This window comes from Rhodopseudomonas palustris HaA2 (assembly GCF_000013365.1).
GTDB lineage: Bacteria > Pseudomonadota > Alphaproteobacteria > Rhizobiales > Xanthobacteraceae > Rhodopseudomonas > Rhodopseudomonas palustris_J.
The window spans coordinates 4,618,325-4,635,565 of sequence record NC_007778.1 but is presented as its reverse complement, the minus strand read 5'-3'; the positions used below and the strand labels follow the sequence as shown (position 1 = coordinate 4,635,565).

Annotated in this window: 15 protein-coding genes; 3 read left to right on the top strand and 12 right to left on the bottom strand. The window is 66.8% G+C overall.

All coding sequences use genetic code 11. The features are described 5' to 3' along the window. Positions 1–4: 4 nt before the first annotated feature. The 3 genes from RPB_RS20475 to RPB_RS20465 are packed head-to-tail and all read right to left on the bottom strand — an operon-like array spanning position 5 to position 3,507. Entirely contained in the window at positions 5–727 is a 723-nt protein-coding gene (locus tag RPB_RS20475) for a GntR family transcriptional regulator (RefSeq protein WP_041798379.1), read from the bottom strand. A 44-nt stretch (positions 728–771) separates the two neighbouring features. After that, positions 772–2,367 carry a GMC family oxidoreductase gene (locus RPB_RS20470; protein ID WP_011442939.1) on the bottom strand — a complete coding sequence of 532 codons (1,596 nt, stop codon included), beginning with the start codon at positions 2,365–2,367 and terminating at the stop codon, positions 772–774. A gap of 12 nt (positions 2,368–2,379) precedes the next feature. Next, entirely contained in the window at positions 2,380–3,507 is a 1,128-nt protein-coding gene (locus tag RPB_RS20465; RefSeq protein WP_011442938.1) for a mandelate racemase/muconate lactonizing enzyme family protein, read from the bottom strand. A 130-nt stretch (positions 3,508–3,637) separates the two neighbouring features. Between RPB_RS20465 and RPB_RS20460 the strand changes: the two genes are divergently transcribed. From RPB_RS20460 to RPB_RS20450, 3 genes are read left to right on the top strand one after another with little or no spacing between them, the layout of a single operon-like run. Continuing rightward, complete coding sequence (locus RPB_RS20460; protein ID WP_080507884.1) at positions 3,638–4,381, top strand: ABC transporter permease; 744 nt, start codon at positions 3,638–3,640, stop codon at positions 4,379–4,381. Then, positions 4,378–5,208, top strand: coding sequence for an ABC transporter ATP-binding protein (locus RPB_RS20455; RefSeq protein ID WP_011442936.1), 831 nt, complete (start codon positions 4,378–4,380; stop codon positions 5,206–5,208). Before RPB_RS20460 ends, RPB_RS20455 begins: the two co-directional genes overlap by 4 nt. 50 nt (positions 5,209–5,258) lie before the next feature. Next, positions 5,259–6,248 carry an ABC transporter substrate-binding protein gene (locus tag RPB_RS20450; RefSeq protein WP_011442935.1) on the top strand — a complete coding sequence of 330 codons (990 nt, stop codon included), beginning with the start codon at positions 5,259–5,261 and terminating at the stop codon, positions 6,246–6,248. A gap of 197 nt (positions 6,249–6,445) precedes the next feature. Here the strand turns inward: RPB_RS20450 and atzF are convergent, their stop codons facing one another. The 9 genes from atzF to RPB_RS20405 form a co-directional block, all read right to left on the bottom strand. Then, complete coding sequence (atzF, locus tag RPB_RS20445; protein WP_011442934.1) at positions 6,446–8,245, bottom strand: allophanate hydrolase; 1,800 nt, start codon at positions 8,243–8,245, stop codon at positions 6,446–6,448. Between the two features lie 12 nt (positions 8,246–8,257). Beyond that, complete coding sequence (locus RPB_RS20440) at positions 8,258–8,992, bottom strand: GntR family transcriptional regulator (RefSeq protein WP_011442933.1); 735 nt, start codon at positions 8,990–8,992, stop codon at positions 8,258–8,260. Continuing rightward, a complete protein-coding gene (gene hpxZ, locus RPB_RS20435) occupies positions 8,989–9,384 on the bottom strand; it encodes an oxalurate catabolism protein HpxZ (RefSeq protein ID WP_011442932.1) in 396 nt (131 codons plus the stop codon). Before hpxZ ends, RPB_RS20440 begins: the two co-directional genes overlap by 4 nt. Before the next feature lie 12 nt (positions 9,385–9,396). Continuing rightward, the gene (locus RPB_RS20430) at positions 9,397–10,800 is read right to left on the bottom strand and encodes an AtzE family amidohydrolase (protein ID WP_011442931.1); all 1,404 of its coding nucleotides are present in this window, start codon (positions 10,798–10,800) and stop codon (positions 9,397–9,399) included. A 1-nt stretch (position 10,801) separates the two neighbouring features. Continuing rightward, positions 10,802–10,987, bottom strand: a complete 186-nt coding sequence (locus tag RPB_RS20425) for a DUF4089 domain-containing protein (protein ID WP_011442930.1) — start codon at positions 10,985–10,987, stop codon at positions 10,802–10,804. A 237-nt stretch (positions 10,988–11,224) separates the two neighbouring features. Next, a complete protein-coding gene (locus tag RPB_RS20420; RefSeq protein ID WP_011442929.1) occupies positions 11,225–13,063 on the bottom strand; it encodes a dipeptide ABC transporter ATP-binding protein in 1,839 nt (612 codons plus the stop codon). A 154-nt stretch (positions 13,064–13,217) separates the two neighbouring features. Further along, entirely contained in the window at positions 13,218–14,138 is a 921-nt protein-coding gene (locus tag RPB_RS20415; protein ID WP_011442928.1) for an ABC transporter permease, read from the bottom strand. 5 nt (positions 14,139–14,143) lie between these two features. Continuing rightward, a complete protein-coding gene (locus RPB_RS20410; protein WP_011442927.1) occupies positions 14,144–15,157 on the bottom strand; it encodes an ABC transporter permease in 1,014 nt (337 codons plus the stop codon). A 169-nt stretch (positions 15,158–15,326) separates the two neighbouring features. After that, a complete protein-coding gene (locus RPB_RS20405; RefSeq protein WP_011442926.1) occupies positions 15,327–16,946 on the bottom strand; it encodes an ABC transporter substrate-binding protein in 1,620 nt (539 codons plus the stop codon). Between the last annotated feature and the right edge of the window lie 295 nt (positions 16,947–17,241).

Here is a 17,241-nt window from a genome sequence, read left to right as displayed (position 1 = left end):
CGGCTCAGGGGCGAAGGTCCATGTCGATCCGGACGAAGTCGCCGCGGTAAGTCACTTCGCCGAGATAGATCACGGTGCGGTCGGCGGCGGTGAAGACGCGGCGCACTTCGGCGACCGGCGAGTTCAGCGGCACGCGCAGCAGCCGCGCGACTTCGAGGTCGGCGGTGCCGATGGTCAGCGTCTGCCGCGCGCTGGCGATCGCCGGGTTCTTGAGATCTTTCAGGATCGGAATCACGGTCTGCTTGCGGAATTTGGCCGGCGAGCGGCGGAAGATCGTCTCGTCGAGATAGATCGAGATCACGCAATAAGGCTGGCCGCCGCGCGAATGCACCCGCCGCATGAAGACGTAGCGTGCCGCGGCCTTGCCGTCGGCCTCGATCAGGGGAGCCTTGCTGATACTTTCGGCGATGTTGATGATCTCGGGCGAGGTGTCCTGATAGACTTCGGCGAGATCGGACAGCGAGGTCTCGACCTTCAGCCAGCGGTCCTGCTTGACCTGGCCGGTGATGAAGGTGCCGCGGCCCTGTTGCGCTTCGAGGATGCCGTCGCGCGCGAGCAGCTCGACCGCCTGCCGGATGGTGACGCGCGAGACGCCGAATTCTTCGGCCAGCGCCTCGTTGGCCGGCAGCCGCATGCCGCGCGACCAGCTCCCGCGCGCGATCCGCTGCCGGAAGATGTCGGCGATCTGCGCGTATTTGGGCACGTGGCTGTCGATGCTCAGGTCCATACCGTGAGCATGACGATCCGCGTCGGAACTGGCGTTGATCTTCCTCATGAGGCGATCAGGGCGGCGCCCTTCTCGCCGATCATCAGGCTGGCGGCGTTGGTATTGGCCGAGGTGATCAGTGGCATCACCGAGGCGTCGACCACGCGCAGCCGCTCGACGCCGCGCACGCGCAGGCGCGGATCGACCACCGCGCCGTCGTCGGAACCCATCCGGCAGGTGCCGCAGGCATGGAACACCGTGCCGCCGGTGGTGCGGGCGAACTCCCACAGCCCGGCAGGGTCGTTGATGTTCTCGCCCGGCACCACGTCGAGGTCCCAGCGCTCGCGGAACGACGGCTGCCGATAGATCTCGCGCAGGATCTCGAGCCCGGCGACGATGGTGTTACGATCGATCTCGCGCTCGAAATAGTTCGGTACGATGGTCGGCTGCTCGAACGGGTCGGTCGAACGGATCGCCAGATGGCCCCGCGATTCGGCGTGGCACTGCCACACCGAAGCGGTGAAGCCCGAGTAGCTGTGCAGCGGCTCGCCGGGCTTGTCGACCGACAGCGGCATGACGTTGAACTGCACGTCGGGGCGGCCGTTCTTCGCATAGCGCGTGCAGGCGGCGCCGCCGACCTGGCCGGCGCCGGCGGTGAGCGGCCCGTTGCCGGCGAGCAGCCATTGCAGGCCCATCTTCGCGAGCCCGACCGGGCTGCGCACCTGATCGTTGAGCGAGTGCTTCTGCTTCAGCCGCACGATCATCCGCGCCTGATAATGATCCTGCAGGTTGCGCCCGACCTCGGGCGCATCGGCCACGATTTCGATGCCGAGGCCGCGCAGCAGCGCCGCAGGGCCGATACCGGAGAGCTGTAGCAATTGCGGCGACTGCAGCGCGCCGGCCGAGAGGATTACTTCACGTTCGGCGCGCGCCTGGATCCGTTGCCCGTCCCTGATCCATTCGACGCCGGTGGCGGTGGTGCCGTCGAACAGCACGCGGCTCGCGTGTGCCCGGGTGATCACCGTCAGATTCGTGCGGTGCATGACCGGATGCAGAAAAGCGGAAGCCGAGCTCGAGCGCCAGCGCCGGCCGATGCCGAGCTGATAGGCGCCGACGCCGTAAGTCGTCTCCGCGTTGAAGTCCGGATTGCGCGGCAGGCCGAATTCGATGCCGGCCTGCACCCATGCGGCGGCGGCCTCGCTGCCGGTGCGCAGATCGGAGACTTCGAACTCGCCGAAACCGCCGTGATACTGGCTGTCGCCGCCGCGATAGCGCTCGTAGCGCCGGAAATACGGCAGCAGCTCCTGATAGCTCCAGCCTTTGGCGCCGAGCCGCTCCCAATCGTCGAAGCCGGCCGGCTCGCCGCGGATGAAGATCAGCCCGTTGATCGACGACGAGCCCCCGAGCACGCGGCCGCGCGGCCAGACGATGGCGCGGCCGCCGGTGACGTCGCTCGGCTCGGTGATGAATTTGCGCGAGAAGCGGTCGTCGTAGATCGAGCGATAATAGCCGACCGGCAGCTTCAGCCAGATGTTGCGATCCGAGCCGCCGGCCTCGAGCAGCAGCACGCGGCAGGCCGGATCGGCCGACAGCCGGTTGGCGACGATGCAGCCCGCGGAGCCGGCGCCGACGATGATGTAGTCCCAACCCTGCGCGGCCATCGATGCGGCGTCCTATACGGTTCGATACTGCGCGATGCCGACGAGGTCCGGCTCGACTCCGAGGCCGGGCGCATCGCCGAGCGTGATGGCGCCGTCGCTGATCGCGGCGACGGGGCCACAGAACGCTTCGCGCAGCGGATTGTCGTTGGCGTCGACCTCCAGCAGGCCGTCACCGCCGATGCCGGCGAGCAGATGCGCCGATGCCAGCAGACCGATGCCGCCGCCGAGATAATGCGGGCAGAACCGCTTGCCGGCGGCCACGATGTCGCGGGCGATCGGCGCGCAGGCCGACAGCCCGCCCCATTTGGCGATATCGGGCTGGATGACGCCGAGCGTGTCGTCGGACAGCGCTTGCTGAAAGCTCTCGCGGCTCGCGAAATTCTCGCCGGCGGCGAGCGGCATCGTGGCGGCGCGGCGCAGCGCCTGCCATTCCGGCCACGGACGATCGGCGCGGATCGGCTCCTCCAGCCAGGCGAGATTGTAGTCGCGCAAATGCGGTGCCGCCTCGCATGCCTGCTGCAGCGTCCAGGCCTGATTGGCGTCGGCGGCCAGCGTGCCGTCGCCGGCCAGCGCGCGCAGCGCGGCGAGATTGGGGTGATCGATCTCGGCGCCGAAGCCGATCTTCAGCTTGAGCGCGCGATGGCCGCGCGCCAGCGCGGTTTCGGCCATCTCCCGCGTGCCGGTGGGATTGATGCCGCTGGCATAGACCTTGATCGTGGCATTCGCGCCGCCGAGCAGCCGCCACAGCGGCGTGGCGCGGCGTCGCGCGAACAGATCCCACAGCGCCAGATCGATGCCGGCGATCGCCTGCGCGAACGGCCCTTGCTCGCCGGATTGCAGCGCCAGCACAGCCGTGCGCTGCGTCAGCGCCTCGAAGAATTCGGACGGATGCGCGATGCGGGCGCCCGCCGCGAGCGGCGCCAGCACCTCGTTGATGGTTCGGGCGCGATGCTCGGCTCCGGTGGCGGGAAAGTTCGCCCACGCCTCGCCCCAGCCGCTGATGCCGTCTTCATCCGTGACACGGATGAAAACCGCGGGGCGGGTCGTCATCCGCCCGAATGAGGTCACAACCGGCAGCGACAACGGATAGCGGAAACACATCGCCTCGATGCTGCGGATGGTGAAATCCTGCGCGGTCATCGCGTCCCGTTCCGCGGCGCATCCGCCGCCTCTTGTATGGTCATCCTATTTATAGTATGACTTCGCCAACCGATCAACGCAAAGATGACGGACAACGCACGGGATGAACGGAAACGTCGCGAGGCGCGTGATACTCGGGCTCACGCCATGGGTCGGCGCGGTGCTACTGTGGTACGCGGTGCGCTGGAGCGGCTTCGTCAATCCGTCGCTGATTCCTGCGCCGCACAACGTCGCGGCGAAATTCGTCGAGCTGCTGTTCCAAGAACATCTGCTGCTCGACATCTGGGCCTCGACGCGGCGGGTGCTGCTCGGCGTGATTGCGGGCATCGCAGTGGCGGTGCCGGTCGGCTTCGTGCTCGGCTGGTATCGCGGCGCGCGCACCTTCGCCGATCCGATGATCAACTTCTTTCGCGCATTGCCGCCGATCGCGCTGATCCCGCTGGTGATCGTGTATTTCGGCGTCGATGAAGTGGCGAAGCTGGTGATCCTGTTCTACGCTTCGTTCTTCGCCGGCGTCATCGTGATGTATGAAGGCGTGTCGCAGATCACGCCGCTCTACATCCGCGTCGCGCACACGCTCGGCGCCAGCGAATTCGAGATCTTTCGCAAGGTGATCATTCCGCTGACGGTACCGCACATCCTCACCGCGCTGCGGGTGGCGCTCGGCGTCGCCTGGGCGACGCTGGTGGCGTCCGAACTGATCGCCGCGCAGCGCGGGCTCGGCGCGATGATCCAGAACGCCTCGACCTATTTCCTGCTCGACGTGATCTATGTCGGCATCATTTGCATCGGCTGCATCGCGCTCATCATGGACCTGATCCTGCGCCGGATCAGCGCCCGGCTGCTGGTGTGGCAGGAGAGGGCGTCGGCATGAATGGATCGACGCCTCTGCGGCCGCACCGCGCACAGTTCGACCACGTCTCGCTCGCCTTCGACACCGCGAAGGGCAAGCTGCAGGTGGTCGAGGATGTTTCCTATGCGATCGACGACGGCGATTTCGTCGCGGTGATCGGTCCGTCCGGCTGCGGCAAGACCACGATGATGAGCATGCTGGCCGGCTTCGTGAAGCCGACCGGCGGCCGCGTGCTGTTCGACGGCGCGCCGGTGAAAGGGCCGGGCCCCGAACGCGGCGTGATCTTTCAGGAATACGGCGTGTTCCCGTGGCTCACGGTACGCCAGAACATCGCCTTCGGGCTCGGGCTCGACGCCAACCGCGTGCCGCCGGCCGAGCGCGACGCGATCTGCGATCACTACCTCGCGCTGATGGGACTGGCCGATTTCGCCAACGCCTATCCGAAACACCTGTCCGGCGGAATGCGGCAGCGGCTCGCGATCGCGCGCGCCTATGCGGTGAAGCCGCAATTCCTGTTGATGGACGAGCCGTTCGGCGCGCTCGACGCGCAGACCCGCTCCAGCATGCAGAATCTGCTGCTGCAGGTGCTGGCGACGGAAAACAAAACGGTGATGCTGATCACCCATTCGGTCGAAGAGGCGATCTATCTCGCCTCGAAGATCATCGTGGTCACCGCGCGGCCGTCGCGGATCAAGCAGATCATCGAGGTGCCGTTTCCTTACCCGCGCGACGAGAGCATTCAGGAACGCAAGGAGTTCGGCGAATTGCGCAGCGTGATCCGCGAGCTGGTGATGAGCGAATATCGCAACCAGCAGGCCCAGGCGCGGCCGGTGTCGTTTTCAGACTAGAGAATCGGGATAACAACAAGCCGACCAAGGCCAACAGAGGGAGGATCGAAATGGACCGCAGAACGTTCCTGGCTTCCGCCGCAGGCGTCGCATTGAGCGGGCTCGCCGCGCCGGCGATCGCGCAGAGCAAGACCAAGATCCGCGTCGGCTATCTGCATACGCTTGCCGTCGACGGCCAGATCTGGACCGGCGTCGATCGCGGCCTGTTCGCCAAGCACGGGCTCGAGCTCGAACTGCGCCAGTTCAACACCGGCCTGGAGATCTTCCAGGCGCTGATCGGCGGCAGCCTCGACGTGCTGTCCACCGGCGCGGTGCTGTCGAATTTCCCGGCGCGCGGCCAGGGCAAGGTGTTCCTGGTCAACAATATCGAAGTGGCGACGGCGCAGCTCTGGGTGCATCGCGACATGGGCATCAACAGCTTCGCCGACCTCAAGGGCAAACGCATCGCCACCGCGGTCGGCACCACCGCGCACGTCTTCCTCGACCGGGCGCTGCGCGCCAACAAGATCGACCCGAAGGAGGTCGAGATCCTGAACCAGTCCATGCCGGCGGCGGTGACGTCGTTCATCTCCGGGGCGGTGCCTGCGGTGGCGCTGTGGGTGCCGTTCAACGTCACCGTGCGCGACAAGGTCAAGGACGCGGTCAAGCTCACCGACGCCTCGGCGTTCTATCCGCAGGCCGCGATCATCGGCGGCTGGGCGGCGGCGAACGATTACTACGACGCCAACAAGGAGACGCTGACCAACCTGATCAAGGGCTGGGGCGAAGCCAATGACTACATCGTCGCCAACAGCGAGGACGCCTTGGAGGCGATCCAGAAGAACCACTACAGCCAGACGCCGCTGTCCGACATCAAGGAGCAGTTCAAGGCGCAGAAGATGTTCTCGTCGAAAGACTGGGTGCGGATGTATGCCGACGGCAGCGTGACCAAATGGCTGCAGCAGTCGACCGACTTCTTCATGGGCGCTGCCAACATCAAGGAATTCACCCCGGCGGACAAGTATTTCGACCCGAGCCTGTATCTGAAGGCGATCGGGTGAGAAGAAGGCCGGCGCGCGCCTGAGTTTGATTCGGCGCGCGCATCATGTACTCCCGCCGGCTTGACCGGGCAACCCAGTATTGCAGAGCGCGCGAGTTGTTAGCACCGTGCTGAACGCCGGCGCTCCGGGATACTGGATCCCCGCCTGCGCGGGGATGACGGCTGGGTGTTGCTGCGCGCTGCTCGGTTTGCCAGCCCTCACCCCGCTTTCGCCAGCTCCGCCATATAGGCCCGCCAGCCGCCGAAATGGGTGATGTCGCGGGCGACCTCGAGCGCGGCGGGCTCGACCAGGAAGCCTTTGACCAGCGCGCCGTCCGCCAGCTTCAGGGTGCCGATCGACAAGGGCTGCGGGATCGCAGCGACGAAGCGGCCGAACGCGGCCGGCGACAGCGACCAGATTTCCAGCGCGATCGCCGCGCCTGCGCCTGCTGCGACGCGCAGCATGCCGGGCTTCGGCGGCACCGTGCCGTTCAGCGCATAGAGCTTGTAGTCCGGCGCCGTCGCGGTCGCGCGCAACAGTCGGCCGTCCAGCGACGTCAGCTCGCCGTTCAGCGCCATGCCGGACAGATGCGCGCCGACCACCGCGATCTGAATGTGGTCCGTGCCGGCGTCCGCATCCAGCGCCGCCAGCGGCGGCAGGGCGACGCCCGTCGCGCCCATCGGCAGCGCGGTGTCGGCGTGGAACATGCGGCCGAGGCTGGCGAGCTCGGCATCGCGGCCGCCCGGCGCCAGCAGCGTGACGCCGAACGGGATGCCGTCGGCGCGGATCGACGCCGGGATCGCGAGCCCGCAAAGGTCGAGCAGATTGACGAAATTGGTGTAGGTGCCGAGCCGGCTGTTGAGCGTGACCGGATCGGCCAGCACCTGTTCGACCGTGTAGGCGGTCGGCGCCGTCGGCAGCACCAGCGCGTCGATCGCCGCGAAGGCGGGCTCCGCGAGCTTGCGCAACGCCTGCAGTCGATACAGCGCTGCGAATGTGTCGGCGGCGCTGATCGCCTTGCCGCCGAGCGTGATCTGCCGCGTCACCGGATGCAGCGCGTCGGGGGTCGCGTCGATCAGCTCGCGGATCGCGAGATAGCGCTCGGCGACCCACGGGCCGTCATAGAGCAGCCGCGCGGTCTCGTATAAGGGCGCGACATCGATCTCGATCAGTTCGGCGCCGAGCGACGTCCAGCGTTGCAGCGCGTCGGCATAGGCCTGTTCGGATTGCTGATCGCCGAAAAACTGCAACTGATCGGGCCGCGGTACGCCGAGCCGTGGCCTGTCGGGCATCGCCGACATCGGCGCGATCGGCCGAGCGCGCGAATACGGATCGGTGGCGTCGGGGGTGCCCATCACCCGCAGCGCGATCATCGCGTCGTCCACGGTCAGCGCGAACACCGAGATGCAATCCAGCGTGCGGCACGCCGGCACCAGGCCGGTGGTCGAGATCAGGCCGAGGCTCGGCTTCAGCCCGACGATGTTGTTGAGCATCGCCGGGACGCGGCCGGAGCCGGCGGTGTCGGTGCCGAGGGACAGCGGCACCAGGCCGGCGCCGACCGCGACCGCCGAACCCGAACTCGAGCCGCCCGGCACCAGATCGGCGCGCATCGCGTTGCGCGGAATGCCGTAGGGCGAGCGCACGCCGACCAGGCCGGTGGCGAACTGATCGAGATTGGTCTTGCCGATGATGATCGCGCCTGCGGCGCGCAGCTTCGCAACCGCGGTGGAATCCTGCGCCGGCTGATACGCGAAAGCCGGACAGGCCGCGGTGGTCGGCAGGCCGGCGACGTCGATATTGTCCTTGACGGCGACCGGCACGCCGTAGAGCGGCAGCGACGGGTCACGGGCGGCGAGCGCCACGGCTTCGGCCACGGCGTCCGCCTCGTCGCGCAGCGTGATGAACAGCGCGGGATCGGCATGAGCGCGGATGCGCTGATAGCAGCGCGCGATGGTCTGCGCGGGCGTCGTGGTGCCGGCGCGATGCGCGGCGAGAATGTCGGCGATGGTTTCAGTCACGAAAAGCTCCAGTCACACCGAGACGGCGTAGATTTCATATTCGTCGCGCACCAGCGCGATATGGCCGCGCATCGCGGCCGCAGCGGCATTGCGGTCGCCGCGCATGATCGCCACCACGACGCGGTCGTGTTCGGCCTGCGATTTGGCGAGGCGTCCGAGATTGCGAAACTGCGCGCGCCGGAACGGCTGCACCCGCACCCGCGTCGCCAGCGTGATCTCGGCGATGTAGTCGTTGTGCGCGCCGGCATAGATCGCGTTGTGGAAGCGTTCGTTGACGTCGTGGAAGCGTTCCGGATTGCCGTGGTGACTGAGCATCCGCAGTTCGTCGTGGATCGCTTCGAGATCGCGGCGCTCCAGCGGCGTCATTCGCTCGGCGGCGAAGCCGGCGCACATCGCCTCCAGCTCGGCCATCGCTTCGAACATGCCGCTCAGTCGCTCGAACGACGGCTTGGCCACCACCGCGCCGTGATGCGGCCGCGACTCGACGAGCCCGCTCGTCACCAATTGGCGCAGCGCCTCGCGGACCGGCGTGCGCGACACCTTGAAGCGGTGGGCGAGTTCGGTTTCGTCGAGCGGCGCGCCGGGCGGCAGCGCGCCGCGCACGATCTCGTCGGCGAGCAGGCGGCGCAATTCCTCGGCGCGGGTGGTCTTGCCGATGGTCACGGCGGGCTGTCCCGGCGCGGCTGCGATCGCACCGGCTTTGCGGGCGCCGGCGCCGCGGTCGAGCGCGAGCGGATCGATGGTCATGCCCCGGTCCGCGGTTCATCGATGACGCTGACATGGGCGGCGACGATCCGCCAGCCTTCCGCAAAGCGCACCCAGGTCTGCATCTGGCGGCCGATCTTGCCCGGCGCGCTGTCGCGCGTGAACAGCGTCGAGGCGACCGCCATGTCGCGGCCATAGGCGGTGATCACCGTGCGCATCGTCTTGCGCATCAGCCCGACCGGCGAACGCGCCGCGCGAAAGCCCTGGATCTCGTCGTAGCCGTAGAGATTTTCGCCGATGCCGTAGCGGATCGTGCGCGGGTCATTGCGGAACAGTTCGCCGAGCGTGGCGACGTCGTTGCTGATCAGCGCCGCCTCGTAGCGGGCGAAAGCGTCGCCGACTTCTGCGAGCACGTCGGGCAGGTCGAGTTCCATGTCAGAATCCAATCAAAAGGTTTGCGGGCGCGGCGCGCAGGCGACGCCGGCTGTTTCGAGCGCATGCGCGACGCGCAGCGCGAGGTCCTCGCGCCACGGCGCGGCGATGATCTGGATGCCGATCGGCATCGGCTCGAGCGGGATCGGCACGGCCACGACCGGGAGGCCGATGAACGAGATCGGCTGGGTGTGGATGCCGATATTGGCGCGCACCGGCAGCTCCACGCCGTCGAGCATGAAGCTCTGCTGCCCGAGCTTCGGCGCGACGCAGGGGGTCGCCGGCGCGATGATGACATCCACGTCCCTGAACAACTCGAGCACGCGCGCGCGATACCAGCGGCGAAATTTCTGCGCGCGGTCGACCAGCGGCGCCGGGATCATCGCCCCTGCAATCAGCCGGTCGCGCACCGCGGGGTCGAAATCATTCGGCCGCTGGCGCAGACGATCGAGATGCAGCGACGCGCCCTCGACAGTGGTGATGACGAAGGCCGCGGCGCGGGCGCGCGCGGCTTCGGGCAGTTCCACGGTGATGGTGATACTGAGCGCCTTCGCCACGCGATCGACGGCTTCACGGGCTTCGGGAAACAGATTGGCCGCGAAGTACCCACCGGCCCGCGCGATGCGCAGGCCGTCGAGGCCTTGCGCCAGCGCGGCGTGAACCGGCTCGATCGAACGCGTCGAGCAGGCGGCGTCGTCGGAATCCGGCCCCTGCATCACGTCATAGGCGAGCGCGAGATCTGCGACGTTGCGCGCGAACGGGCCGAGGTGATCGAAGCTCGCGACGAACGGAAACGAGCGCGAGCGCGGCAGCCGGCCATAGGTCGGCTTCAGCCCGAAGATGCCGCAAAACGACGACGGCACCCGGATCGAGCCATTGGTATCCGAGCCGAGCGCCAGCGGCACCTCGCCGCCGCCGACCGCGGCACCCGAACCGCCGGACGAGCCGCCGGTCATCCGCGTCGGGTCGTGCGGATTGCGCGACGGGCCGTCGTGAAAATTCTCGCCGGTGAAGTCGTAGGCGTATTCGCCCATGTTGAGCGCGCCGATCAGCACCGCGCCGGCGGCTTCCAGCCGCTCGATCAGCGTGGCATCGCGTTTCGCGGGGGCAAGGTCGCGATTGATCTTGGAGCCGGCGCGGGTCGTCAGGCCCGCGACATTGAACAGGTTCTTCACCGCGAACGGCACGCCGGCGAGCGGGCCGACCTGTTCGCCGCGCGCGATCGCTGCATCGATCGCGCGGGCGCGATTGCGGGCGCGCTCGGCGACGATGTCGGTGAAGGCATTCAGGGTCGCGTCGCGCTGCGCGATCCGCGCCAGCGCCGCTTCGGTGGCGTCGAGGGCGGTCATCGTCCGGTTGGCGACGGCCGCCGCGATCTCGGCGGCGGTCATCCAGCCGGAGGATGTTTCGGACTTCATCTCAGGCACTGAAGACACTCGCGGGTTCGGTCTCGTCGGGAAGCGGACACTCGTCGACCTGCCGCGCCAGCCTCAGTGACACTTCGAGATTGGCGCGCACGGCCGGCTTCCAGGCCGGGTCGATGGTGAGCCCGAGGGCGGAGCCGACGGAGTCGATGTAGGAGTCGAGGGGATTGGGAGAACTCATAATCAGCTCCATCGGAAGCGTCGGAAGAAGGCACGGCCTGCTCCCTCGCCCCGCTCTTGCGGGGAGAGGGTTGGGGTGAGGGGCTGCTGCGGCCCGGCGAGTGTTGATGTTGAGTTGTGCGCGGTGCCCGGCCCCTCACCCGACCGGCTTCGCTTCGCTGCGCCGGTCGACCTCTCCCCGCGCAGAGCGGGGAGAGGTTGGGCCCTGCGCGGGGCTCTGTGTTTTGAGCAAGTATCATCACGTCACCGGCAGCGGCGGATGCGGGATCGCCGTCAACAGTTCGCGGGTGTAGGCGTCCTGCGGCGCGCCGAGCACCTGCTCGGATGTTCCCTGTTCGACGATCCGGCCGGCGCGCATCACGATCACGCGGTCGCACAAGAGCCGCACCACGTTGAGATCGTGCGACACGAACAGGTAGCTCATCCCCATCGACTGTTTCAGGTCCTGCAGCAAATTCAGCACCACGGCCTGCACGGAGACGTCGAGCGCGGCGGTGGGTTCGTCGAGAATGATCAGCTTCGGCTGCAGCGCGATGGCGCGGGCGATGCCGACCCGGGCTTTCTGGCCGCCGGAGAGCTGATGCGGAAAGCGGTCGAGCAGATCGAGCGGCAGGCCGACCTGTTCGGCCAATTCCTCGCAGCGTGCGCGCAGCGCGTCGCGGCCCTTGATGTCGCCGAGCTGCATGATTGGATCGGCGATGGCGCGTGCGGCGGTGAAGCGCGGGTTGAGGCTGTCGGTCGGGTCCTGGAACACCATCTGGATCGCCTTGCGCTGCGGCAGCCGCGCGAAACGTCCCGGAAGAATAGCGCCGATCTCCTCGCCGTCGAAACTGATCCGCCCCGAGGTCTGATCGAGCAGCCGCATCACCATCATCGAGGTCGTCGACTTGCCGCAGCCGGATTCGCCGACAAGCCCGACGCTCTCGCCATGGCCGACCGTAAAGCTGATGCCGTCGACGGCGCGGAAGACATCGGGCTCGACCGTGGGACCGCGCGAAAACAGTTTGCCGAGCACGGCGGTCGCGCCCTGGCGGGGATATTCCTTGACGAGCTTGTCGACGACGAGGAGGGGCCGCGGTGCCTGCAGAGTCGCTTCGCGCTCCCCGCCTGCCTGGTCGTCACCCCCGGGCTTGACCCGGGGGTCCATCGCCTTCGAAGAAGCGTCTTGCGAAGCGGGATGGATGGCCGGGTCAAGCCCGGCCATGACGGGCTTGGTTGATTGCGCCGGCATCGCGACCGCCATCGTCCCGCGTTCTTCGTCGGAGAGCAACTCGCGCAAACTCACGCCCAGCCGCGGCGTCGCGCGCATCAACTTCTTCGTGTAGGGGTGCTGCGGGTTGGCGAAGATGTCGGCGGCCAGCGCGGTCTCGACCACGCGGCCCTTCTCCATCACCACGACGCGGTCGCAATAGGCGGCGGCGAGGCCGAGGTCGTGGGTGATCAGGATGGTCGACAGGCCACGACTACGCGTGAGTTCGACGATCAGGTCCATCACCGCCTTCTGGGTGGTGACGTCGAGGCCGGTGGTCGGCTCGTCGGCGATCAGCAATTGCGGATTGCAGGCCAGCGCCAGCGCGATCACCACGCGCTGGCACATGCCGCCGGAGAGTTGGAACGGATAGGCGTGATAGCGCTCGCGCGGCCGCGCGATCTTCACCGCCTCGAGAGCCGCGATCGCCTTCTCGCCGCGGTCGGACGAGGTGGATTGAACGTGCTGGCGCAGCACGTCCTCGATCTGGTCGCCGACCTTGCGGATCGGATTGAGCGCGGCACGCGGGTTCTGGAAGATCATCGAGATCTCGCGGCCGCGCAGGTCGCGCATCTGCTGCTCGGTCGCGGCCTTGATATCGATGCCGCCGAACATCACCGAGCCCTCGGCGATCCGGCCGGCGCGATCAAGGATGCGCATCACCGCGAACGACGTCACCGATTTGCCCGAGCCGGATTCGCCGACGATCGCCAGCGTCTCGCCCTTGCCGACCGAAATATCGAAATGCTGCACCGCCTTGACGATGCCGCGGCGGGTGGCGAATTCGACGGTGAGGTCGCGGATGTCGAGGAGCGGTGGGGTGGTCATGACGACATCTCCACATTCCATTCGTCACCGCCGGGCTTGACCCGGCGGTCCATCGCCTTCGAAAGGCGCCTTTGCGAAGCGGGATGGATGGCCGGGGCAAGCCCGGCCATGACGGAGGCGTGTGGGGCGAGGGAAGCAGCTAACAAGACCATCCTCACGTCCTCCGCTGCGGGTCGAAGATGTCGCGCAGGCCGTCGCCGAGCAGGTTGAAGCAGAACACGGCGGTCATCAGCGCGAGGCCGGGGAACAGCGCGATCCACCACTCGCCCGAGACCATGAACGAGGCGCCCTCGGCGACCATGATGCCCCATTCGGCGGTGGGCGGGCGGACGCCGAGGCCGATGAACGACAGCCCGGCGGCGTTGAGGATGGCGTAGCCCATCGTCAGCGACATCTGCACGATCATGATCGGCATGATGTTCGGCAGGATGTGCACCAGCAGGATGCGCATCTCGCTGTTGCCCGAAAGCCTTGCTGCCATGACGAAGCCGGCCTCGCGCCGGACATTGGCCTCGGCGCGGGCGACCCGGGCGTAAAGCGGGAAGTTGACGATCGCGGTGGCGATGATGATGTTCTGCACGGTGTTGCCGAGCGCCGCGACGATGCCCATCGCCAGCACGAACAGCGGAAACGCCATGATGGTGTCGGCGATGCGGCCGACGATGCGGTCGGTCCATCCGCCGAAATAACCGGCTGCGATGCCGGCGAGGCCGCCCATCAGGAACACCAGCACCACCGAGGCGACGGCGATGAACAGATCGAGCCGGGTGGCGACGACGACGCGGCTGAAGATATCGCGGCCGAGCTGGTCGGTGCCGAACCAGTTGGCGGCGGACGGCGGCTTCAGCGCCTGCGCGGTATTGCTGGCGAGCGGGTCGTAGGGAACGATATACGGGCCGAACAATGCGGCGAAAACGATCACCACCAGCAGCCCGAAGGCGAAGGCGGTGACGCGGTTGTCGCCGAGGACGTAGCGGGTGTGCGCGATCATTTCGACCAGGCCGGAGCGCCGCACGGGCTTTGCGGCCGTTGAGGGCTTGGCGGGCTCGGTGATCGGGGGCGCGACGCTGCTCATGTCCACTATCCTTCCAGCCGCACGCGCGGATCGATGACGCCGTAGAGGATGTCGATCACCAGGTTCAGCAGCACATACATGATCGCCATGGTGAGCACGAAGCCCTGCACCGGGGCGAAGTCCGACGAGATCAGCGCCTCGACCGCGTAGGAGCCGATGCCCGGCCAGGCGAACACCTTCTCGACCAGCACATTGGCGCCGAGCAGGAACGAGAACACCATGCTGAGCGTGGTGATCACCGGCAGCATCGCGTTGCGGAAGGCGTAGGTCATCGTCACCTTGCCGGGCGACAGGCCGGAGGCGCGCGCGGTGCGGACGAAATCGGACGACAGGATCGCCAGCATCGAGGCCCGCGTCATGCGCGCGATCGGCGCCAGCGAGAAGATCGCCAGCGTCAATGCCGGAAGCAGCAATTGGCTCAACGCCGATCGGAAGGTCTCGAATTCGCGCGCGATCAGGCTGTCGATCAGATAGAAGCCGGTGACGTTCGGCGGCGCCGAGTAGAACACGTCGAGCCGGCCGAGCGGCGCCGGCGACCAGCCGAGCTTGAAGTAAAACACATAGACCAGCAGCAGCCCGGTGAAGAACACCGGCAGCGAGACGCCGGCCGTGGTGGTGACGCGGCAGATGTGATCGATCCACGAGCCCGGTCGCGTCGCCGCCATGATGCCGAGCGGGATCGCGATCACGATCGCCAGCATCAGGCCGAGCAAGGTGAGCTCGGCGGAGGCCGGCAGCCGGTTGCGGATCTCGGTGGCGACCGGCTGTCCGGTGGTCAGCGACTGGCCGAGATCGCCCTGGGCGAGTTCGGTGGTGTAGCGCACGAATTGCTCGGCCAGCGTCTTGTCGAGGCCGAGCTTCTGCCGGATCTGCTCGATCGCCTCCTTGCTGGCAGCGGGCCCGGCGAAGTAAGCGGCCGGATCGCCGGGCAGCGCCCGGGTCAGCAGAAAGGTGACGATCACGACGCCGATCAGGCTCGGAATCGCGAACATCAGACGCTTGCCGATCATGGTGAGCATCGCTTCAGGCTCCCAGCCACATGCAGGACGTCATCGAGGTGCGCGCCGCCTTCGCGGCGCGCCTCGAAGGATGGTTCAGAGGCACTGCTTGACGCCGCATCCTTCGAGGCGCGCAAGGGCGCGCACCTCAGGATGACGGCGCTGTGCAGGGCGGTCGGCACCGACATGCTCAGCCCTTCACCATCGTCCGGTAGTCCAGCCGGCGGTGGAACCAGTAGGCGAAGCCGGAGATGTTCTTCTGCATCGCGACGTTGAGATAGGGCTGATACAAAGGCACGCGCGGGATGTCCTTGAAGGCCAGATCGACGAAGCCCTTGACGTCGGTGTCGTAGGTCGGCATGTCGCCGGCCGCCGCGGCGACGCGGGCGCCTTCGATCAGCTTGTCCATATCGGGCGAGTTGTAGTTCATGGTGTTGAAGATCGAATTGCCGGAGCGGTAGCACCAGTAGAAGAAGTATTCCGGGTAATCGAGCCATCCCGAAAAGATGTTGACGTAGAGCGGCAGCACCTTCTTGTTCAACTCGGTGCGCCAGTTGGCGCCGGGGATCTTGTTGATCGTGCAGCGGATGCCGATCTGCGCGAGACTCTCCTGGATCAGGATGCACATCGGCTCGTTGACGCCGGCGAAGCCGAGGTCGAACGACAGCGTGGTGTCGAAGCCGCCGGCGTAGCCGGCTTCCGCCATCAGCGCCTTGGCCTTGGCGATGTCGGTATTGTACTTGGTCGGCTGCGGCCACTTCACTTCGGTCGCCTTGTCGGCGGCCGCCCCGAACATCGGATTGGCGAGGCCGAACATCACCGCGTCGATGATCTTCTGATACGGCACCGCATAGGCCACCGCCTCGCGCACCTTGGGATTGTTGAACGGCGGCTGGGTGACGTTCATGCCGAGATACTGGATGCCGTTCGAGATCGGCAGCGACACCACGTTGATCTTGCCGTCGCGCTTCATCTCGGCGAAGTCCTGGTTCGGCAACTCATAGGAGATGTCGGCGTCGCCGCGCTCCAGCAGGGCGCGGCGGTTGCCGGCCTGCGGCACCATGCGCCAGATCACGCGCTTGATCTTCGGCAGCGGGCCGCCGACCCATTTGTCGTTGCGCTCCATGATCACTTCGGTGCCGGCGGTCCACTTGACCACGCGGTAGGCGCCGGAGCCGGCGGTGTTCTGCTTGGTGTATTCGAGGCCCCACGGATCCTTCTCGGTGGCGTTCTTCTTCACCAGTTCGGAATTGACGACGCAGGGCACGATCACCGCGAGATCCGGGATCGTCAGCTTGTCCTTGCGGAGAAAGTCGACCCGCACGGTGTGGTCGTCGACGACGACGAACTGCTCGGGCTTGGTCAGCGAGCCGGCGCTCATCTGGAAGGTCGGGAAGCCGCCGACGCTGACCGAGCGATCGAGCGACCATTTGACGTCCTTGGCGGTGACCGGGGTGCCGTCCTGGAAGGTGGCGTTCTTCTTCAGCTTGAAGGTCGCCGACATGTCGCCGACCACCATGTCCTCGGCGAGTTCGCCCCTGAACTTGTCCTTGTCGTAATAGGGAACCCCGCCGGGGCCTTCCTTCATCTCGTGGGTGATCAGCCGGTCGTAGCAATTCCACGACACCTCGTAGCCCGGCACATTGGTGCCGATGCCGTGGATGTCGAGGTTGTTGGGGCCGCTTTCGGACACCACCAGCAGGGATTCCGACCGTGCGTCCGCCTTCGCAGCGGACCAGATCGCGGGCGCCGGCACCATCGCTCCGGCAGCGAGGGCGGTGGCAGATTTCAGGAAGTCGCGACGTTTCATACAACGCTCCAGGGCACGAGGGGTCGACTCGGAACCTGGATCGCAAACTTCATGCCAGTCGCGGAGCAGCGCCCTAGGATCAGCTCAAGCTCTTGAAAAGACGTGCGATAATGACCCGGAGACGGTGCGTGCGAGCGTTCCGGGTCGGCGCCCGCATTGCATACAAAGGGCCCTTTTATGCACAAAAATTAAGCTGAAATGCGCTGTGGATGCCAAAGTGGCGGGTCTCAGGGTTCCGGGCACCGGGCCGGCCTCAAAAACGCAAACGGCGGCAGGGAGGCTCCCTGCCGCCGTC

Coding starts and splice junctions, on each gene's coding strand:
- RPB_RS20475 (WP_041798379.1), bottom strand. CDS start 727: ATGGACCTGAGCATCGACAGCCACGTGCCCAAATACGCGCAGATCGCC.
- RPB_RS20470 (WP_011442939.1), bottom strand. CDS start 2,367: ATGGCCGCGCAGGGTTGGGACTACATCATCGTCGGCGCCGGCTCCGCG.
- RPB_RS20465 (WP_011442938.1), bottom strand. CDS start 3,507: ATGACCGCGCAGGATTTCACCATCCGCAGCATCGAGGCGATGTGTTTC.
- RPB_RS20455 (WP_011442936.1), top strand. CDS start 4,378: ATGAATGGATCGACGCCTCTGCGGCCGCACCGCGCACAGTTCGACCAC.
- RPB_RS20450 (WP_011442935.1), top strand. CDS start 5,259: ATGGACCGCAGAACGTTCCTGGCTTCCGCCGCAGGCGTCGCATTGAGC.
- RPB_RS20440 (WP_011442933.1), bottom strand. CDS start 8,992: ATGACCATCGATCCGCTCGCGCTCGACCGCGGCGCCGGCGCCCGCAAA.
- hpxZ (WP_011442932.1), bottom strand. CDS start 9,384: ATGGAACTCGACCTGCCCGACGTGCTCGCAGAAGTCGGCGACGCTTTC.
- RPB_RS20430 (WP_011442931.1), bottom strand. CDS start 10,800: ATGAAGTCCGAAACATCCTCCGGCTGGATGACCGCCGCCGAGATCGCG.
- RPB_RS20425 (WP_011442930.1), bottom strand. CDS start 10,987: ATGAGTTCTCCCAATCCCCTCGACTCCTACATCGACTCCGTCGGCTCC.
- RPB_RS20420 (WP_011442929.1), bottom strand. CDS start 13,063: ATGACCACCCCACCGCTCCTCGACATCCGCGACCTCACCGTCGAATTC.
- RPB_RS20415 (WP_011442928.1), bottom strand. CDS start 14,138: ATGAGCAGCGTCGCGCCCCCGATCACCGAGCCCGCCAAGCCCTCAACG.
- RPB_RS20410 (WP_011442927.1), bottom strand. CDS start 15,157: ATGCTCACCATGATCGGCAAGCGTCTGATGTTCGCGATTCCGAGCCTG.
- RPB_RS20405 (WP_011442926.1), bottom strand. CDS start 16,946: ATGAAACGTCGCGACTTCCTGAAATCTGCCACCGCCCTCGCTGCCGGA.